This window comes from Streptomyces sp. NPDC026538 (assembly GCF_055567535.1).
On record NZ_JBVHQG010000010.1, the window covers coordinates 39,983 to 55,497 of the forward strand.

Below are 15,515 nucleotides of genomic sequence, written 5' to 3' on the forward strand. Positions count from 1 at the left end.
CCGTCCTCACGTCTCCGTGCGGTACATCAGGTCCGTCTCGTGCGTCGTGAAGCCGAGGCGTTCGTACACCGCCACCGCCGCCGTGTTGTCGGCGTCGACGTAGAGCATCGCCGTCGGCAGGCCCCGGTCGGACAGGTGGCGCAGGCCGATGGTGGTGAGGGACTTGCCGAGGCCGCCGCCCTGGGCGGCGGGGGAGACGCCGAGGACGTAGACCTCGCCGAGGCCCTCCTGGTCGTGGACCTTCGTCCAGTGGAAGCCGACGAGTTCGCCCGCGCGCTCGGCGAGGAAGAAGCCGGCCGGGTCGAACCAGGGCTGGGACTTGCGGTCGTCCAGGTCGCGTTGGGTGAGCGAGCCCTGTTCGGGGTGGTGGGCGAAGGCGGCCGCGTTCAGGGCGAGCCAGGCCGTGTCGTCCTGGCCGGGCACGAAGGCACGGACCGTCACGCCCTCGGGCAGCTTCGGGTCGGGCAGGTCCAGGCTGGTCAACGGGCGGCGCATCTGGCGCAGTTCGCGGAACAGGGTGAGGCCGAGGACCTGGGCGAGGTGGCGGGCCGCCGAGTGGCCGCCGTGGGCCCAGACACGCAGCCGCTTGCCGGAGGCCGCGAGGAGGGCGGAGCCGAGGGCGCGGCCGTGGCCGTGGCCCCGGTGGGCGGGGTGGACGACGAGTTCCGCGGCCGGTGCCTCCACCGGGTCGGTGTCCTCCAGCTGGGCGTAGCCCACGAGTTCGTCGCCGACGCTGAGCAGCAGATGGGAGACGCCCTCGCGGGCGCCGCCGCGGATCTGGATCCGGCCCTGCTCGGACACCGGCTGCTGGCCGTCGGAACGGGCCGCCTCCGCCAGCAGTCCCAGCACGGCCTCGGCCTGGTCCGGGGTGAGCGCGGAGTAGGTGTCGATGGAGCGGGAGTACATGGGCGGCCGTGCGGTGTCGTCGCTGGTCATGCGTACGAGGGTACGGGGCCGGACCGGCAAAGTGGGGACACCGGGGAAGGTAAAGGGCAGGGCAACCGGCAACCAAGATGTAACCATGAACCCCCTGTTGCGCTACGCGCGTTGACCCTAGGCTGCGCCGGACCGGGCCACTTCTCAGCAGACCCACAGGGGGGTTCCATGCAAGCGAAGGCCAGACCGTCCAGACGGCGTACCTACGCGCTGCTCGCGTCGGCCGCCGGGCTCGCCACCGTCGCAGCCCTGGCGAGCGCGCTGCCCGCCGACGCCCACTCCGGCAAGGGGCACGGGCACCACGGCCCCAGCCGCTACCAGGACGTCCAGCTCCTCTCCTTCAACGACCTGCACGGCAACCTGGAGCCGCCGGCGGGCTCGTCGGGCCGGGTGAGCGAGACCCAGGCCGACGGGACGACGAAGACGATCGACGCCGGCGGTGTGGAGTACCTCGCCACGCACCTGCGCCAGGCCCGCAAGGGCAACCCGTACTCCGTCACGGCCGCCGGCGGTGACATGGTCGGCGCCTCCCCGCTGATCTCCGGGCTCTTCCACGACGAGCCCACCATCGAGGCGCTCAACAAGCTCGACCTGGACGTGACGACGGTCGGCAACCACGAGTTCGACGAGGGCGCCAGGGAACTCGCGCGCCTGCAGAACGGCGGCTGCCACCCCACCGACGGCTGCTACACCGACAAGAGGTTCAAGGGCGCCGACTTCCCCTACCTGGCCGCCAACGTCCTCGACGACAAGACCGACAGGCCGATCCTGAAGCCGTACTGGGTCTGGAAGAAGAAGGACGTCAAGATCGGCTTCATCGGCGTCACCCTGGAGGGCACGCCGGGCATCGTCTCCGCCGACGGCGTCAAGGGGCTGGCCTTCAAGGACGAGGTCGAGACGATCAACAAGTACGCCAAGGTGCTCCAGAGCCAGGGCGTCCAGTCGATCGTGGCGCTGGTGCACGAGGGCGGCTTCCCGGCCTCCGCCAACTACAACTACGACTGCGACTCCTCGGGCGCCGGCAGCGGCATCTCCGGGCCGATCGTCGACATCGCGAAGAACGTCACCCCGGCCGTGGACGCGCTCGTCACCGGCCACACCCACACCGCGTACGTCTGCACGATCGACGACCCCTCCGGCCGGCCCCGCATGGTGACCTCGGCGGCCTCCTTCGGCCGCCTGTACACCGACACCACCCTCACCTACGACCGCCGCACCGGCGACATCGTGCGTACGGCCGTACAGTCGGCCAACCACGTGGTCACCCGGGACGTCGCCAAGGCGCCCGACATGACCGCGCTGATCGGCAGGTGGAACACCCTCGCCGCCCCGATCGGCAACCGCGCCATCGGCTACATCTCCGCCGACGTCAACAGCACCGGCACCGAGTCCCCGATGGGTGACCTGATCGCCGACGCGCAACTGGCGTACGGCAGGAAGCTGGACCCGGAGACCGACCTGGCGCTGATGAACCCGGGCGGGGTGCGGGCCGGGCTGACGTACGCGGCCAAGGGGAGCGAGGGCGACGGCGTGGTGACCTACGCCGAGGGCTTCACGGTCCAGCCGTTCGCCAACACCGTCAACCTCCAGGACTTCACCGGGGCCCAGGTCATCCAGGCGCTCAAGGAGCAGGTCAGCGGGAGCAACGCCGCCGCCCCGAAGATCCTCCAGCCCTCCAAGGGCCTCACCTACACCCTGGACCTGACGAAGACGGGCGCGGACCGTGTCGTCACCGACTCCGTGAAGCTGAACGGCACCGCCATCGACCCGGCGGCCACCTACCGCGTCGCCACCAACTCCTTCCTCGCCGGCGGCGGCGACGGCTTCACCACCCTCGGCCAGGGCACCGGCGACGTCGTCGGCACCGACGACCTGTCCGCCCTGGCGGACTACCTGACGGCCAACTCCTCGGCCACGGCGCCGCTCGCGTCGCCGGCCACCGACCGGATCACGATCGTGCAGTAGTCACCCCACACCAGCCCTCGGGCCCGGTGCGCGCACCCGCGCGCACCGGGCCCGTTCTGTTTTATAAAACCTGTGTGAAGTGGTGTTCGGTTCCGCGTTGCTCCTGAAAATTGATCTCAGCCGCAATTCATCGAGGTCTAAGTGAAAATGGCTTTCTTCGGCTCGCGGAGCACGTAATGTTTTCCATGTCGAAAGCGAACGGCGCAGACGACAGAACGAAGGAGAACAGCATGAGCTTCCACAAGATCGCCCCGGTGAAGAAGCACCACAAGCCCGCCCCGGCCCCGAAGAAGCCCGCGCCGAAGAAGCCGGCTCCGAAGCGCCGACCGGTCGGCGACCAGCGCTGACAAAGAATTTACAGACGTAATTCAAATCAATTCACAGGTCATTGCAGCAGGGCGGTAGAGGAACTGTTGCAGAACCACGACAGAGGCCCCGGCAGAGGCCACGACAGAGAGGAACAGCACCATGAGCTTCCACAAGATCGTCCCCGTCAAGAAGCACCACAAGCCCGCCCCGGCCCCCAAGAAGCCCGCCCCGAAGAAGCCGGCCCCGAAGCGCCGCCCCGTCGACAAGGGCTGAGGCACGCAGCGAGGCGGGGTCACCGGTGGAGTGTGGTCGCACCGGTGGCCCCGCCTCGGCCACGCGCACTCCTGTGCGCACAGAGACAAGAAGGGAGTTGCCGACCATGAGAGAAGCCCGGGTGGCCTTCCGCCGCTTCTGGCCGCTGACCCGCGGCGACCGCAGATGGCTCGGCGCGATCATCGCCTGCGTGGTGGTGTCCGCGCTGGCCGAGACCGCCGCGATCCTGCTCTTCGCCGACCTCACCGACAACGCCCTGGCGGCCGGCTCGCTGTCCGCCTTCTGGGGGCCGGCAGGCGCCTGGCTGGGCGTCGCCGCGCTCGGCGCGTTCGTCGGCTACTGCGGCAACTCACTGGCCACCTGGACCGCCGAACGGTTCGTGCTGCGGCTGCGCGCCAAGGTCTTCCGGCACGTCCAGGACCTGCCCCCGCACTTCTTCCAGCGGCACCGCCAGGGTGACCTGGTGGAGCGCCTCACCGGTGACGTCGAGGCCGTCGAGCAGATGGTCGTCTCGGGTGTCGTCGGCACCGTCGCCGCCGCCTTCTCCGCGGTCTTCTACGCGGCCGCCGCCTGCTGGCTGCGCTGGGACCTGGCCGTGGCCACCTTCGTCCTCGCGCCCCTGTTCCTGTTCGCCGCCCGCCGCTTCTCCGGCCGTATCAGGACGGCCTCCCAGGACGAGCGGGTCGCCGACGGCGCGATCACCTCCGTGGTCGAGGAGTCCCTCGGCAACGTCGTCCTCACCCAGGCGTACAACCGGCGCCGGGACGAGGAGAAGCGCCTCGACGTCGAGGCCCGCGCCTGGATGCGGGCGAGCGTGCGCGGCGCCCGGCTCAGCGAGATGTACGCGCAGTTCGTCGAGGTCGTCGAGACCCTCTGCGTGCTCGCCGTGATCGGCCTGGGCGTCTGGGAGATCTCCGCGGACCGCATGACCCTCGGCCAGCTGCTCGCCTTCGCCGCCTTCCTCGGCTACCTCTACCCGCCGATCCGCAACCTCGGCCAGCTCGGCCTCACCCTCACCGCGGCCACCGCAGGCGCGGAACGCATCAACGAGATCCTGGACGCCGAGCCCGCCGTCACCGACCCCGCCCGGCCGGTCGGCCCCTGGCCGGTGCGCGGCTGGGTCAGCTTCCACAACGTGTCCTTCCGCTATCCGGACTCCCGCCGCGCCTCCCTCCGGGACGTCGACCTCGCGGCCGGCCCCGGCGAACTGGTCCTGGTCACCGGCAGGAGCGGCGCCGGCAAGTCCACCCTCTCCAAGCTCCTCACCCGCTTCTACGACCCCTCGGCCGGCGTGATCTGCCTGGACGGCGTCCCGCTCACGGACGTGCCGCTGGAGTTCCTCCGGGAGAACGTGGCCCTGCTCCCGCAGCAGACGCTCATCCTCAACGGCACGGTCCGCGAGAACATCGGGTGCGGGCGGCCAGGGGCGACGGACACCGAGATCGAGCAGGCGGCCCGGGACGCCGCCGCCCACGACTTCGTCGCCGCCCTCCCCGAGGGCTACGACACCCACATCGCGCCCGGCACGGCCGCCCTCTCCGGCGGTCAGCTCCAGCGGATCGCCATCGCCCGCGCTATGCTGCGCGCCGCCCCGGTCCTCGTCCTCGACGAGCCCACCGCGGGCCTGGACGCGATCGCCGCCCGCCAGGTGGTGACCCCGCTGCGCAGGCTGATGGCGGGCCGTACGACCATCATGATCACGCACGACCTCACCCTCGCCCCCGACGCCGACCGCATCCTGGTCGTCGACCACGGCCGCCTGGTGGAGTCCGGCACGCACGCCGAACTCCTAGCCCGCGACGGCGCGTACGCCGGCCTGGCCCACCCCCTGCCGGAGGCGATCGCGGCGGCACCGGCACCGGTGCCGGACGAGACGATGATCCTCAGGTGGTAGCGGCGCACGGTGGTTCAGGCGAAGGCCAAGGCGAAGACGGCCGCCACGATCGCCGCCGCCAGCGCCAGAGCCACCACCACCGACCACGTCTTGCGCCGCGCGATCCGCCGCACGATCTGCTCCTCGACGGCCGGGCGCAGCTCCCAGTCGAAGCCGCGGTACGGGACGGCGGTCAGACAGATGTCGGTTATCTCGGCGTACGGGTCGTCCAGTTGCCAGTTGTTGAGCTGTGGCAGCGGGAACCGGCGTCCGTCGAAGTCGTACAGGTAGACGACCCAGTCCGGATACGTCACCCCGGAGCCGCCGCCCGGGACGCGCTCGACCCGGATGCCGTACACCTCCCGCCACGCCCAGGTCCGTGCGTGCAGGGCCCACTGTGCGGTGACGCCCTGCCCCGTGACCCGGGTGTGCGCCCGGTACTGGTTCAGCGGGACCATGACCAGGATCATCAGGAACAGCAGCCCGAACCCGAGTGAGCCCCATCTGCGCAGCTCGCCGTCATCCGTGTAGAGCTGTAGGTACGCTCCCCCGATGGTCGCGCCCACCACCAGGAAGTACCGCCCCGGCAGCCGGCGCCGTCTCCGGTACACGCGCTCCACGCCTGTCGCCTCCCCCATCGAGGCCCCCTCCTCAGACCCGCACCGAACTGGTGCGCGGCTGAGGAGAGGATAGGACCGCTCGCTGTGACGTCAGTCGGGCTGCCGGGCCAGGGAGCGCGGCGGCCGGGTGCTCCAGTACCACCGGAGTACGGCGCTCAGCACGACGCCCGAGGCCAGCGGCACGCACACCATCAGCAGGAAGGGATGGTCCGCCCGGTCCGCGGACACCAGCGCCAGGGAGACCACGAACATCACCACCATCACGGCGACGGCTCCGTACCCGCCCCACAGCCGTGCCTTGCGCCGCACGGCCCCCCGCAGGATCCGTTCCTCGACGTCCGGGCGCCGCTCCCAGCCGAGGCTGCGCTGCGGGGCGGCGGCCAGGCACAGCTCCGAGACCTCGGTGTAGGGGTCGGCCAGCTGCCAGTCGTCGAGGTGCGGGAGCAGGAAGCGGCGGCCGTCGAAGTCGTACAGGTGGGTGAGCCACCGGGGACCGTTCCCGCCGGAACCGCGCGGGAGCGGCTCGACCCGGATGTCGTACACCTCGGACCAGGCCCAGGTACGGGTCCGCAGCGGTCCCCGCGCGGTGATCCCGGCGCTCGTGACCCTGGTGTACGCCCGGTACTGCTGCAGCGCGACCCGCGTGAGCACCACGACGATCAGCAGCCCGAAGACGGGCGGCCCCCACCAGTCCCCGCCATCGCCCTCGTCGTGGAGACGACCGGTCTGGAGGAGGGAGTTGAACAGCACCACCCCCACCAGGACGAGGTACGACCCGGGCGGCCTTCGCCTCTTCCGGTACTCCCGCTCCACTCCACCCTCGGCCACGTCCCGAACCCCTCCCCAGACGCACCGAACGGGTGCGCGACTGGGGAGAGAATAAGCGGCCTGGTTGTGGAGCCTTCAGGCAGATCAAGAGGCGGCCGGCGGCCAGGAAGCCGAACCTATCGGCCTGCCTCCGGCGGAGCCGTGGGTGCCCCCGGCAGCCGTACCGTCGCCACCGTGCCGCCGCCGCTCGCACGGGCCAGGGTGACCTCGCCGCCGACCTGCTGGACCGTGCGGGCCACGATGGACAGGCCGAGACCGGACCCGGGCAGGGCCCGTGCGCTCGGGCTGCGCCAGAAGCGGTCGAAGACGTGGGGGAGTTCGTCCTCCGGGATGCCGGGGCCGTGGTCGCGGACGGTGAGGATGCCGTGGTCCAGGGCGACGTCGATCGTGCCGCCCTCGGGGCTGAACTTCACGGCGTTGTCCAGGATGTTGACGATCGCCCGCTCCAGGGCGGAGGGCTCGGCGCGCACGAACCACGGCCGTACGTCGGCCGTGATCTTCAGCTCCGGGCCGCGCAGCTGGGCGCGGCGCAGGGCCGCCTCGACCGTGTCCTGCAACGCCACCACCTGGACGCGCTCGCCGCGCTGGCCCTCCGACCGGGACAGCTCCTGGAGGTCGCCGATCAGCGACGCCAGCTCCGTCATCTGCGCCTTCACCGACGCGAGCAGCGCCTTGCGGTCCGCCGGGGGGATGGGTCGGCCGGTCTCCTCGCTCCGGGTGAGGAGTTCGATGTTGGTGCGGAGGGAGGTGAGGGGGGTACGGAGTTCGTGGCCGGCGTCGGCGATGAGCTGCTGCTGGAGTTCGCGGGAGCTCGCGAGGGAGGTGGTCATGCTGTTGAACGAGCGGGAGAGGCGGGCGATCTCGTCGTCCGACTCCTCCTCCACCGGGATGCGGATGCTCAGGTCCTCGGTACGGGCGACGTGTTCGACGGCTTCGGTGAGTTCGTCGACGGGACGCAGACCGGCCCGGGCGACCGCGAGGCCGGCGGCTCCGGCGCCGATGACTCCGATGCCGGAGACGAGCAGGAGGATCAGGGCGAGGTCTTTGAGGGTGTCCTGGGTGCTCTTCAGGGGAACTGCGGTGATCAGTCCGACGTAGGAACCGCTCTCGGTGGCGAACACCTGGGTCATCACGCGCAGCGGGTTGCCGTCCTTGTCGGTGCCGTTGCGGAAGTAGAGGGTCCCGAGGTTCCCGGCCTTGATGACGTCCTTGTCGTGCTGCGCGACCTTGACCACGCCCGTGGAGTCGTGGTCGAGGCAGATCGAGCCGTCCGTCTTGACCACTTGGGCGTAGCTGATCCGCAGGCCGTTGGAGTCCGAAACCGTCGGGGAGCAGTCGAAGAGGATCCTCTGGGCGGCCATTTGCGCCGGTCCGCGCACCTTCTGCAGGTCCGCGTCCAACTGGCCGTACAGCTTCCCCTGCACGATGAACCAGCACGTCACCGAGACCGCCGCCACCGCGAACGCCACCGCTGCCGCGACCAGCATCGACAGACGGGCGCGGATCGGGAGGGTGCGGAAGCGGCGGGCGAGCCTGTTCACTCGGCGCCGCCCTGGCGCAGGACGTACCCGACGCCGCGCACGGTGTGGACGAGGCGGGGCTCGCCGCCGGCCTCGGTCTTGCGGCGGAGGTACATGACGTAGACGTCGAGGGAGTTGGAGGAGGGCTCGAAGTCGAAGCCCCAGACGGCCTTGAGGATCTGCTCGCGGGTGAGGACCTGGCGTGGGTGGGCCATGAACATCTCCAGGAGCGTGAACTCGGTGCGGGTCAGCTCCACCTGCCGGCCGGCGCGGGTGACCTCGCGGGTCGCCAGATCCATCCGCAGGTCGGCGAAGGTGAGCGCTTCGTCCTCCTGGCCCCCGTCGGCCACCGAACCCGAGTAGGAGCTGCGGCGCAGGAGGGCGCGGATACGGGCGAAGAGTTCGTCCAGTTCGAAGGGCTTGACCAGGTAGTCGTCCGCCCCGGCGTCGAGTCCGGTGACGCGGTCGCCGACGGTGTCGCGGGCCGTCAGCATCAGGATCGGGGTCGTGTCGCCCGCCCCGCGGATCCGGCGGGCCGCGGTCATGCCGTCCATCCGCGGCATCTGGATGTCGAGGACGATCAGGTCCGGCTTGTAGGCCGTGGCCTTCTCCAGCGCGTCCGCCCCGTCGACCGCGACCTCGGTCTCGTATCCCTCGAAGGCCAGGCTGCGCTGGAGGGCTTCGCGTACGGCCGGCTCGTCGTCGACGATCAGAATGCGCTGGGGGTCACGGTCGCCTTCGGCGGGGCTCATCGCTCGCGGTTCCTCGGGGTGTGATGGATCGGGGTGCGGTGGTTCGTGGTGGGGCGCCTCTCAGCGTCGCATGTTTGCGGGCTGTCGGGTATGCACGCCGGTGGGGTGGTACGCCCCCTAGCCGCGTACCAGGGTCATCCGGCTCAGCGGCACCTTGCGCTGGTGCGGCCGGGCCGCGGTCACGCGCAGCCCCATCAGCTCCGGGGCCGGCACGATCTCCGGTGCGCGCGGGGCCGGGGCCGCCACCTCGGTCGGCGCGTTGAGCTCGTACGCCACCTCGAGGGCGAGGTCGAAGCCGGCCGGGTTGTCACCGCTCGTGTGGTGCGAAACCTGCTTGATCATGACGTACTCCCTTGCTCTTGGTGTGCTCGTGGTGCCGTGTTTCAGCTGGTGGAGCCCGCCCGCAGCTTGGCCAGGTCGGACTTGACGGTGTTGATCGGGATGGCGAAGCCGAGGCCGACGCTGCCCGCGTCCGAGGAGGACGACGAGGAGTCAGAACTGGCCGAGTACATCGCCGAGTTGATGCCGATGATGTTGCCGCCGGCGTCGATCAGCGCGCCGCCGGAGTTGCCGGGGTTCAGCGAGGCGTCGGTCTGGATCGCCTTGTAGGTCGTCGTCGAGGAGCCCGTGTCGCCGTTGAACTGCCGGCCGCCGAAGGAGAACGGCCACTGGCCGTTGCCGCCGCCGCCCTGGCTCTGCTGGTCCTGGCCCTCGTCGGTGGAGACGGTCACGTCCCGGTCGAGCGCGGAGACGATGCCGCTGGTGACGGTGCCGCTGAGGCCCTCGGGGGAGCCGATCGCGACGACCGTGTCGCCGACCTGGACGCCGTCGGAGTTGCCGAGGGTGGCGGTCTTGAGGCCGGAGGCGCCCTGGAGCTTGACGAGGGCGAGGTCCTTGGCGCTGTCGGTGCCGACGACCTCGGCGGTGTAGGACTTGCCGGTGCTGGTCGTCGCCTTGATCGACTGGGCGCCGGAGATCACGTGGTTGTTGGTGATGATCTCGCCGTTGCTGCTGATGACGACGCCGGAGCCGGTGGAGGTGCCGTTGCTGAGGGTCGCGGTGATCTCGACGACGCTCGGGCTGACGGCGGCGGCGATCGTGGCGACGTCGCCCTTCTTGCTGGAGGGCACCACGCTGGTGGTGGTGCTGCTGGAGACGGTGTCGTTCTTGCCGGTCAGCTCCTGGAAGGCGTACGCGGTGCCGCCGCCGACCGCCGCCGCGACGATCGCGACCGCGGCGAGCAGGGCTATCGGGCCCCGGGTGCGCCTCTGCTTCGCGTGGGCCGAGTGCTCCGGGTGCTCCGCCGTGTGCAGCGGCGGCACCGCCGTGTACTCCGGGAGCTGCGCGGTCCCCGGCTCCGCGGGGACCTGCGGCTGGTGCGCCGGCGGGGGCGGCCACTCCGGGTTCACGGGGGCGGAGGCGTGCTGCTGCTGGGGGTACGCGCCCTGGTAGGCGTCACCCTGGGGACCCTGGGGGTTCTCGTACTCGCCGCTGCGGCGGAGGCTCTCGGTCATGACAAACAGCTTGTCCCGTGACCATGAGAGCTTCCTGAGGGCCCGCTGAGAACGCCGCGAGAAGCGCGTTTGCCCGATATAAGGAACCTTCTCGCAGGTCGGGCGAGGTTCTCAGAAACCGTTCATGAAGCGCTTCCGGTGGGTGCGGCCCAGTGGGGGCTGGTCGCGCAGTTCCCCGCGCCCCTAAAGGGGCGCTCGCCGTGGCGCCCTGCTTTCAGGGGCGCGGGGAACTGCGCGAGCGACCACGACGCACCCGCAGTCAAAGAGCTACCCGCACCCGCGCTCGGAGAGCTACCCGCAGCCGCAGGAACCCCGCACCACCAGCCGCGACGGAAACGTCTTCAGGCGTTCCCGCCGCGACCCCGCCACCCGCAGGCCGTCGTCCAGGACCAGGTCCACCGCCGCCCGGGCCATCGCCGGGCGGTCCGACGCGATCGTTGTCAGCGGCGGATCCGCCAGCCCCGCTTCCTTGATGTCGTCGAAGCCGGCCACCGCCAGCTCGCCCGGCACGTCGATGCGCAGCTCGCGGGCCGCCCGCAGCAGGCCGATCGCCTGGTCGTCGGTGGAGCAGAAGAACGCCGGCGGCCGGTCGGGGCCGGCCAGCACCTCCAGGGCCACCCGGTACGCGTCGTACCGGTTGTACGGCGCCTCGAACAGCCGGCCCTCCGTGGTCAGGCCCGCCTCGTCCATGGCCCGCTTCCAGCCCTCGACGTGGTCGGAGACCGGGTCGCCGACGGCCGGGGTGTCCGCCGTACCGCCCATACAGGCCACGTACTCGTAGCCGTGTTCCAGTAGGTGCCGGACGGCCAGCTGGGCGCCGCCCAGGTCGTCCGTCACCACCGCCACGTCGTCGATCGCCTCCGGCCGCTCGTGCAGCAGCACCACCCGGGCGTCCCAGGCGTCGATCTCGGCGGCGGCCAGATCGTTCAGCGCGTGGGAGACGAGGATGAGGCCCGAGACCCGCATTCCCAGGAACGCGCGCAGATAGTGGACCTCGCGCTCGCCGACGTAGTCGGTGTTGCCGACCAGCACCATCTTTCCGCGCTCGGACGCTGCCTGCTCCACCGCGTGCGCCATCTCGCCGAAGAAGGGCTGACGGGCGTCCGGGATGATCAGCCCTATGAGGTCCGTGCGCCGGGATGCCATCGCCTGGGCGACCCGGTCGGGCCGGTACCCCAGCTCCTTGATCGCGGCGAGGACACGCTCGCGCGTGGCCGGTGCGACCGGCCGGGGTCCGTTGTTGATGACATAACTGACCACGGCGGTCGAAGTCCCCGCCAGCCGCGCCACATCATCCCGAGTCACCTTGGCCACGCGCGGAGTCTACGCGGATGGACCCGCTCTGGGCAGGGCATATCGAAGCTTCGCTTGCGGAAGCAATGCCCTGTCCGGGCGACGGCCATGCCTCGCCCGGACCCCCACTACGTCTCCGCCGGTACCTCGACCGCGTCCAGGGCCGCCGAAGCGTCCGCATCCTCCGGCTTTGGACCCTCCGCCCGTGCCCTGGCCTCCTCGCTGACCCGCTCGCCCCGTTCGCCCTTCTCCGGGGTAACGAATCGATAACCGACGTTCCGGACGGTCCCGATCAGGGACTCGTGCTCCACGCCGAGCTTGGCGCGCAGCCGTCGTACGTGTACGTCGACGGTCCGGGTGCCGCCGAAGTAGTCGTAGCCCCAGACCTCCTGGAGCAGCTGTGCACGAGTGAACACCCGGCCGGGGTGCTGGGCCAGGTACTTGAGGAGCTCGAACTCCTTGAAGGTGAGGTCGAGGACCCGTCCCTTGAGCTTGGCGCTGTACGTCGCCTCGTCCACCGAGAGGTCGCCGTTGCGGATCTCCATGGGGGAGTCGTCGTTGACGATCTGCTGGCGGCCCATGGCGAGGCGCAGCCGTGCCTCGACCTCGGCCGGGCCGGCGGTGTCGAGGAGTACGTCGTCGATGCCCCAGTCGGCGGTGACTGCGGCGAGTCCGCCCTCGGTGACGACCAGGATGAGCGGACAGCCGGGGCCGGTGGAGCGCAGCAGCTGGCAGAGGCTGCGGACCTGGGGGAGGTCACGGCGCCCGTCGATGAGGATGACGTCGGCGCCCGGGGTGTCGACGAGGGCGGGGCCCTCGGCCGGAGCGACCCGCACGTTGTGCAGGAGCAGCCCGAGGGCCGGCAACACCTCCGTCGACGGCTGGAGGGCGTTGGTCAGGAGCAGCAGAGAACTCATACGTCTGGTTCCTCCTCGGTCCCTGCGAGGACTGTGTGCAATGACACTGCGCTGCGCTCCCGAGCCTCCGTACAGCCGCGGTCACCTGGAGTTTCCCGCTTCGTATACAGAGCTTCCGAAAGCACAAAAGGACCCGGTGGCGGCGCTGCCCGAGTCCTCTGCAAGCAGAATAGCCCACATGAGCAACGGTCCGGCAGGTCATGTGGCACGTTCCGTAATTCGTCCGAACTGTGAGACAAGCAGAAGCACCCCTATCCGGACGTTTCTGCGCACGGACGACGGGGTTTCCGTCGATTCCGTATACGATCCCGCCTCCGTCGTATACGACGGCTCCCAGCCACTCTCCCGTGACCTGGTGTTTGTCCTGGCCCATGGTTTCACCGGCGACGTGGACCGGCCACACGTACGACGGGTGGTGGCCGCGCTGACGCGTTACGCCCCGGTGGTCAGCTTCTCCTTCCGGGGCCATGGCCGCTCCGGCGGCCGCACCACGGTCGGTGACCGCGAGGTCCTCGACCTGGCGGCGGCGGTGCGCTGGGCGCGTCACTTCGGGCACGTCCGGGTGGTGACCGTCGGCTTCTCGATGGGCGGCTCGGTGGTGCTGCGGCACGCGGCGCTGAACGCCGGGGTGGACGCCGTGGTCTCGGTGTCGTCCCCGGCCCGCTGGTACTACCGGGGCACCGCCCCCATGCGCCGCGTCCACTGGCTGGTCACCAGACCGGAGGGCCGTCTGGTCGGCCGCTACGGTTTCCGCACCCGCATCCACCACCGCGACTGGGACCCGGTGCCGCTGTCCCCGGTGGAGGCGGTGCCCAAGATCGCCCCCACCCCGCTGCTGATCGTGCACGGCGACAGCGACGGTTACTTCCCGGTCGACCACCCCCGGATGCTCGCGGACGCCGCCGGTGGCGCCGCCGAGTTGTGGCTGGAGCCCGGCATGGGCCACGCCGAGCACGCCGCGGACGACCGGCTGCTGGCCAGGATCGGCGACTGGGCGACCTCCCGGGCGGGCTAGCCTGAGCCTGTAGAACTGCTACACAGCCGACTGATTGTTCTTACTGGTTCTTACTGAGTCTCTTGAGGAAGCTGATGCCCAAGGTCACGGTGCGCTACTGGGCCGCCGCGAAGGCCGCGGCCGGCATCGCCGAGGAGCCGTACGACGCGGACACCCTCGCCGAGGCGCTGACCGCGGTACGTACGCGACACCCCGGGGAACTCGCGCGCGTCCTGCGGCGATGCTCCTTCCTCATCGACGGTGACCCCGTGGGGACGCGCGAGCATGAGACGGTACGGCTGGCCGAGGGCGGCACGGTCGAGGTGCTCCCGCCGTTCGCAGGAGGGTGAGCGAGACCGATGACCAACCAGCCGTACGAGGGCTACGACCCGTATCAGCAGTATCAGCAGCCTCAGCAACAACCCCAACAGTCCCAGCAGCCCCCCGCCCAGCCCCAGTGGGGGTACGAGGAGCAGCAGTACGCCACCCAGCAGTGGCAGGGGCAGACCTGGGAGACGCAGACGCACGCGCCGGTGCAGGCGGCACAGCCGCAGGCGTCTGCGGCGGAGACGGCGTACATGTCCCAGCAGACCTACACACCGGCCCAGCAGCAGGCTCAGGCGCAGGCCCAGCAGCAGGCGCAGGCTCAGCAGCAGGCCCAGGCCCAGCAGCAGCCGGTCTACATGCAGCAGGCACAGCAGCCGCAGCAGCCGCAACAGCCGACGCACACACCGCCCCCGGCTCCCGGCTCCGGCCCCGCTGAGCCCGGCGCCGGCTACGGTCCCGCGACCCTGGCCGGCAACGCGCGCGTCACCGACGCGCAGCGGGCCCGCCTGGAGGGGCGCTCGCCGATCATCGAGCCGGGGATGCAGCCGGCCCTGCTGACGGGCCTGCTGGGCCTGCTGCTTGCGGTGGCGGCCCCGGTCTCCTCCTACGCCCTGGTGGTCCCCCTGGTGATCCTGCAGGCGGTGACGGCGGCGGGCTGGTTCCGGCTGAACGGCATGTGGCCGGCCCGGCAGGGCATCGCCCTCGCCTTCCTGGGCGCGCTGGCGGCGGACGCCGCGGTGCTGGTGGCGGGCCGCGACCAGGCCCCGGCGGCGATCCTCGGCCCGCTGGGCATCTGGGTGCTGCTCTCCCTGGTCCTCCAGCTCCGCTCGCACGCGGACCCGGACACCCGTATGTACGGCCTGATGGCGACGGTCGCCTCCTCCGCGCTGGCGATCATCGCGACGGGCTTCCTGGGCGCGGACCCGGACGCGGCCTCGGTGGGCGCGGCGGCGGTCGCGGTGGCGGTGGTGGCGCGTGCGCTGCCGCTGCCGACGGTGGCGTCGGTGGTGGTGTCGGTGCTGGCGGCGGCCGGGGCGGGCATCGCGGTGGGCGGCATGACCGGGCTGGGCACCAAGGGCGCGCTGATCGGCGCGGGGGCCGCGGTGTGCGCGCTGGCCGGCCACCGTGCGGCGAGCTACGACTACCCGTCGAAGTTCGTGCACTTCACGGCGGGCGTGGCGCTGCCGCTGGCCGCGGCGGCACCGGCGGTGTGGATCCTGGGCCGGTAGTTCTCGCGTTCTGAAGGAAGCGTCGCTGTGGGCGTCCCTTCGGGGGCCGCGGGGCCGTGTTCGACATGCGGCTGCCGCCGCGCGGGCGCGACCGGCCCCCGCCGGGCGGCTCTCGATGTTCAAACCTGTCACAGGTGTTCGACAATTTCCCGGTTGTCGTCCCCG

General features: G+C 70.9%; 14 protein-coding genes. 5 read left to right on the top strand and 9 right to left on the bottom strand.

Features of this window, described 5'->3' with window-relative positions:
* Positions 1-6: 6 nt before the first annotated feature.
* Positions 7-936: a mycothiol synthase gene (gene mshD, locus ACZ4N4_RS33645; protein WP_453572283.1), complete on the bottom strand. Its 930-nt coding sequence runs from the start codon at positions 934-936 to the stop codon at positions 7-9.
* Between the two features lie 168 nt (positions 937-1,104).
* Here mshD and ACZ4N4_RS33650 point away from each other — a divergent pair, with 168 nt between their 5' ends.
* Both ACZ4N4_RS33650 and ACZ4N4_RS33655 read left to right on the top strand, forming a co-directional pair.
* Positions 1,105-2,901: a bifunctional metallophosphatase/5'-nucleotidase gene (locus ACZ4N4_RS33650; protein WP_467595914.1), complete on the top strand. Its 1,797-nt coding sequence runs from the start codon at positions 1,105-1,107 to the stop codon at positions 2,899-2,901.
* A 688-nt stretch (positions 2,902-3,589) separates the two neighbouring features.
* On the top strand, positions 3,590-5,377 hold the full coding sequence (locus ACZ4N4_RS33655) for an ABC transporter ATP-binding protein (RefSeq protein WP_467595917.1): 1,788 nt from the start codon (positions 3,590-3,592) through the stop codon (positions 5,375-5,377).
* A 14-nt stretch (positions 5,378-5,391) separates the two neighbouring features.
* On the opposite strand, the gene ACZ4N4_RS33660 is transcribed toward ACZ4N4_RS33655, so the two are convergent.
* The 8 genes from ACZ4N4_RS33660 to ACZ4N4_RS33695 form a co-directional block, all read right to left on the bottom strand.
* On the bottom strand, positions 5,392-5,994 hold the full coding sequence (locus tag ACZ4N4_RS33660; RefSeq protein WP_467595919.1) for a PH domain-containing protein: 603 nt from the start codon (positions 5,992-5,994) through the stop codon (positions 5,392-5,394).
* Between the two features lie 72 nt (positions 5,995-6,066).
* Positions 6,067-6,804, bottom strand: a complete 738-nt coding sequence (locus ACZ4N4_RS33665) for a PH domain-containing protein (RefSeq protein WP_467595921.1) — start codon at positions 6,802-6,804, stop codon at positions 6,067-6,069.
* A gap of 116 nt (positions 6,805-6,920) precedes the next feature.
* Entirely contained in the window at positions 6,921-8,345 is a 1,425-nt protein-coding gene (locus tag ACZ4N4_RS33670) for a sensor histidine kinase (protein ID WP_467595924.1), read from the bottom strand.
* A complete protein-coding gene (locus tag ACZ4N4_RS33675) occupies positions 8,342-9,076 on the bottom strand; it encodes a response regulator transcription factor (RefSeq protein ID WP_467595927.1) in 735 nt (244 codons plus the stop codon). The genes ACZ4N4_RS33670 and ACZ4N4_RS33675 overlap by 4 nt, the downstream gene beginning before the upstream one ends.
* A 117-nt stretch (positions 9,077-9,193) precedes the next feature.
* Entirely contained in the window at positions 9,194-9,418 is a 225-nt protein-coding gene (locus ACZ4N4_RS33680) for a hypothetical protein (protein ID WP_453572302.1), read from the bottom strand.
* Positions 9,419-9,459: 41 nt separating this feature from the next.
* Complete coding sequence (locus ACZ4N4_RS33685) at positions 9,460-10,590, bottom strand: S1C family serine protease (RefSeq protein WP_467595930.1); 1,131 nt, start codon at positions 10,588-10,590, stop codon at positions 9,460-9,462.
* 291 nt (positions 10,591-10,881) lie between these two features.
* Positions 10,882-11,904: a LacI family DNA-binding transcriptional regulator gene (locus tag ACZ4N4_RS33690; protein ID WP_453572306.1), complete on the bottom strand. Its 1,023-nt coding sequence runs from the start codon at positions 11,902-11,904 to the stop codon at positions 10,882-10,884.
* Between the two features lie 107 nt (positions 11,905-12,011).
* Positions 12,012-12,800 (bottom strand): response regulator transcription factor, encoded by a 789-nt coding sequence (locus ACZ4N4_RS33695; protein WP_467595932.1) that lies wholly within the window; start codon positions 12,798-12,800, stop codon positions 12,012-12,014.
* A 178-nt stretch (positions 12,801-12,978) separates the two neighbouring features.
* Between ACZ4N4_RS33695 and ACZ4N4_RS33700 the strand changes: the two genes are divergently transcribed.
* The 3 genes from ACZ4N4_RS33700 (at position 12,979) to ACZ4N4_RS33710 (ending at position 15,350) form a co-directional block, all read left to right on the top strand.
* Positions 12,979-13,815: an alpha/beta hydrolase gene (locus tag ACZ4N4_RS33700; RefSeq protein ID WP_467595935.1), complete on the top strand. Its 837-nt coding sequence runs from the start codon at positions 12,979-12,981 to the stop codon at positions 13,813-13,815.
* 74 nt (positions 13,816-13,889) lie between these two features.
* Positions 13,890-14,144, top strand: a complete 255-nt coding sequence (locus ACZ4N4_RS33705) for a MoaD/ThiS family protein (protein ID WP_450762109.1) — start codon at positions 13,890-13,892, stop codon at positions 14,142-14,144.
* Positions 14,145-14,153: 9 nt separating this feature from the next.
* Positions 14,154-15,350 carry a hypothetical protein gene (locus tag ACZ4N4_RS33710; protein ID WP_467595938.1) on the top strand — a complete coding sequence of 399 codons (1,197 nt, stop codon included), beginning with the start codon at positions 14,154-14,156 and terminating at the stop codon, positions 15,348-15,350.
* The last annotated feature ends 165 nt before the right edge of the window (positions 15,351-15,515 follow it).

Excerpts from the sequence above, each read along its gene's own strand:
- ACZ4N4_RS33675 (WP_467595927.1), bottom strand. The coding sequence starts at position 9,076 with ATGAGCCCCGCCGAAGGCGACCGTGACCCCCAGCGCATTCTGATCGTC.
- ACZ4N4_RS33680 (WP_453572302.1), bottom strand. The coding sequence starts at position 9,418 with ATGATCAAGCAGGTTTCGCACCACACGAGCGGTGACAACCCGGCCGGC.
- ACZ4N4_RS33710 (WP_467595938.1), top strand. The coding sequence starts at position 14,154 with ATGACCAACCAGCCGTACGAGGGCTACGACCCGTATCAGCAGTATCAG.
- ACZ4N4_RS33700 (WP_467595935.1), top strand. The coding sequence starts at position 12,979 with ATGAGCAACGGTCCGGCAGGTCATGTGGCACGTTCCGTAATTCGTCCG.
- mshD (WP_453572283.1), bottom strand. The coding sequence starts at position 936 with ATGACCAGCGACGACACCGCACGGCCGCCCATGTACTCCCGCTCCATC.
- ACZ4N4_RS33660 (WP_467595919.1), bottom strand. The coding sequence starts at position 5,994 with ATGGGGGAGGCGACAGGCGTGGAGCGCGTGTACCGGAGACGGCGCCGG.
- ACZ4N4_RS33685 (WP_467595930.1), bottom strand. The coding sequence starts at position 10,590 with ATGACCGAGAGCCTCCGCCGCAGCGGCGAGTACGAGAACCCCCAGGGT.
- ACZ4N4_RS33705 (WP_450762109.1), top strand. The coding sequence starts at position 13,890 with ATGCCCAAGGTCACGGTGCGCTACTGGGCCGCCGCGAAGGCCGCGGCC.
- ACZ4N4_RS33695 (WP_467595932.1), bottom strand. The coding sequence starts at position 12,800 with ATGAGTTCTCTGCTGCTCCTGACCAACGCCCTCCAGCCGTCGACGGAG.
- ACZ4N4_RS33650 (WP_467595914.1), top strand. The coding sequence starts at position 1,105 with ATGCAAGCGAAGGCCAGACCGTCCAGACGGCGTACCTACGCGCTGCTC.
- ACZ4N4_RS33655 (WP_467595917.1), top strand. The coding sequence starts at position 3,590 with ATGAGAGAAGCCCGGGTGGCCTTCCGCCGCTTCTGGCCGCTGACCCGC.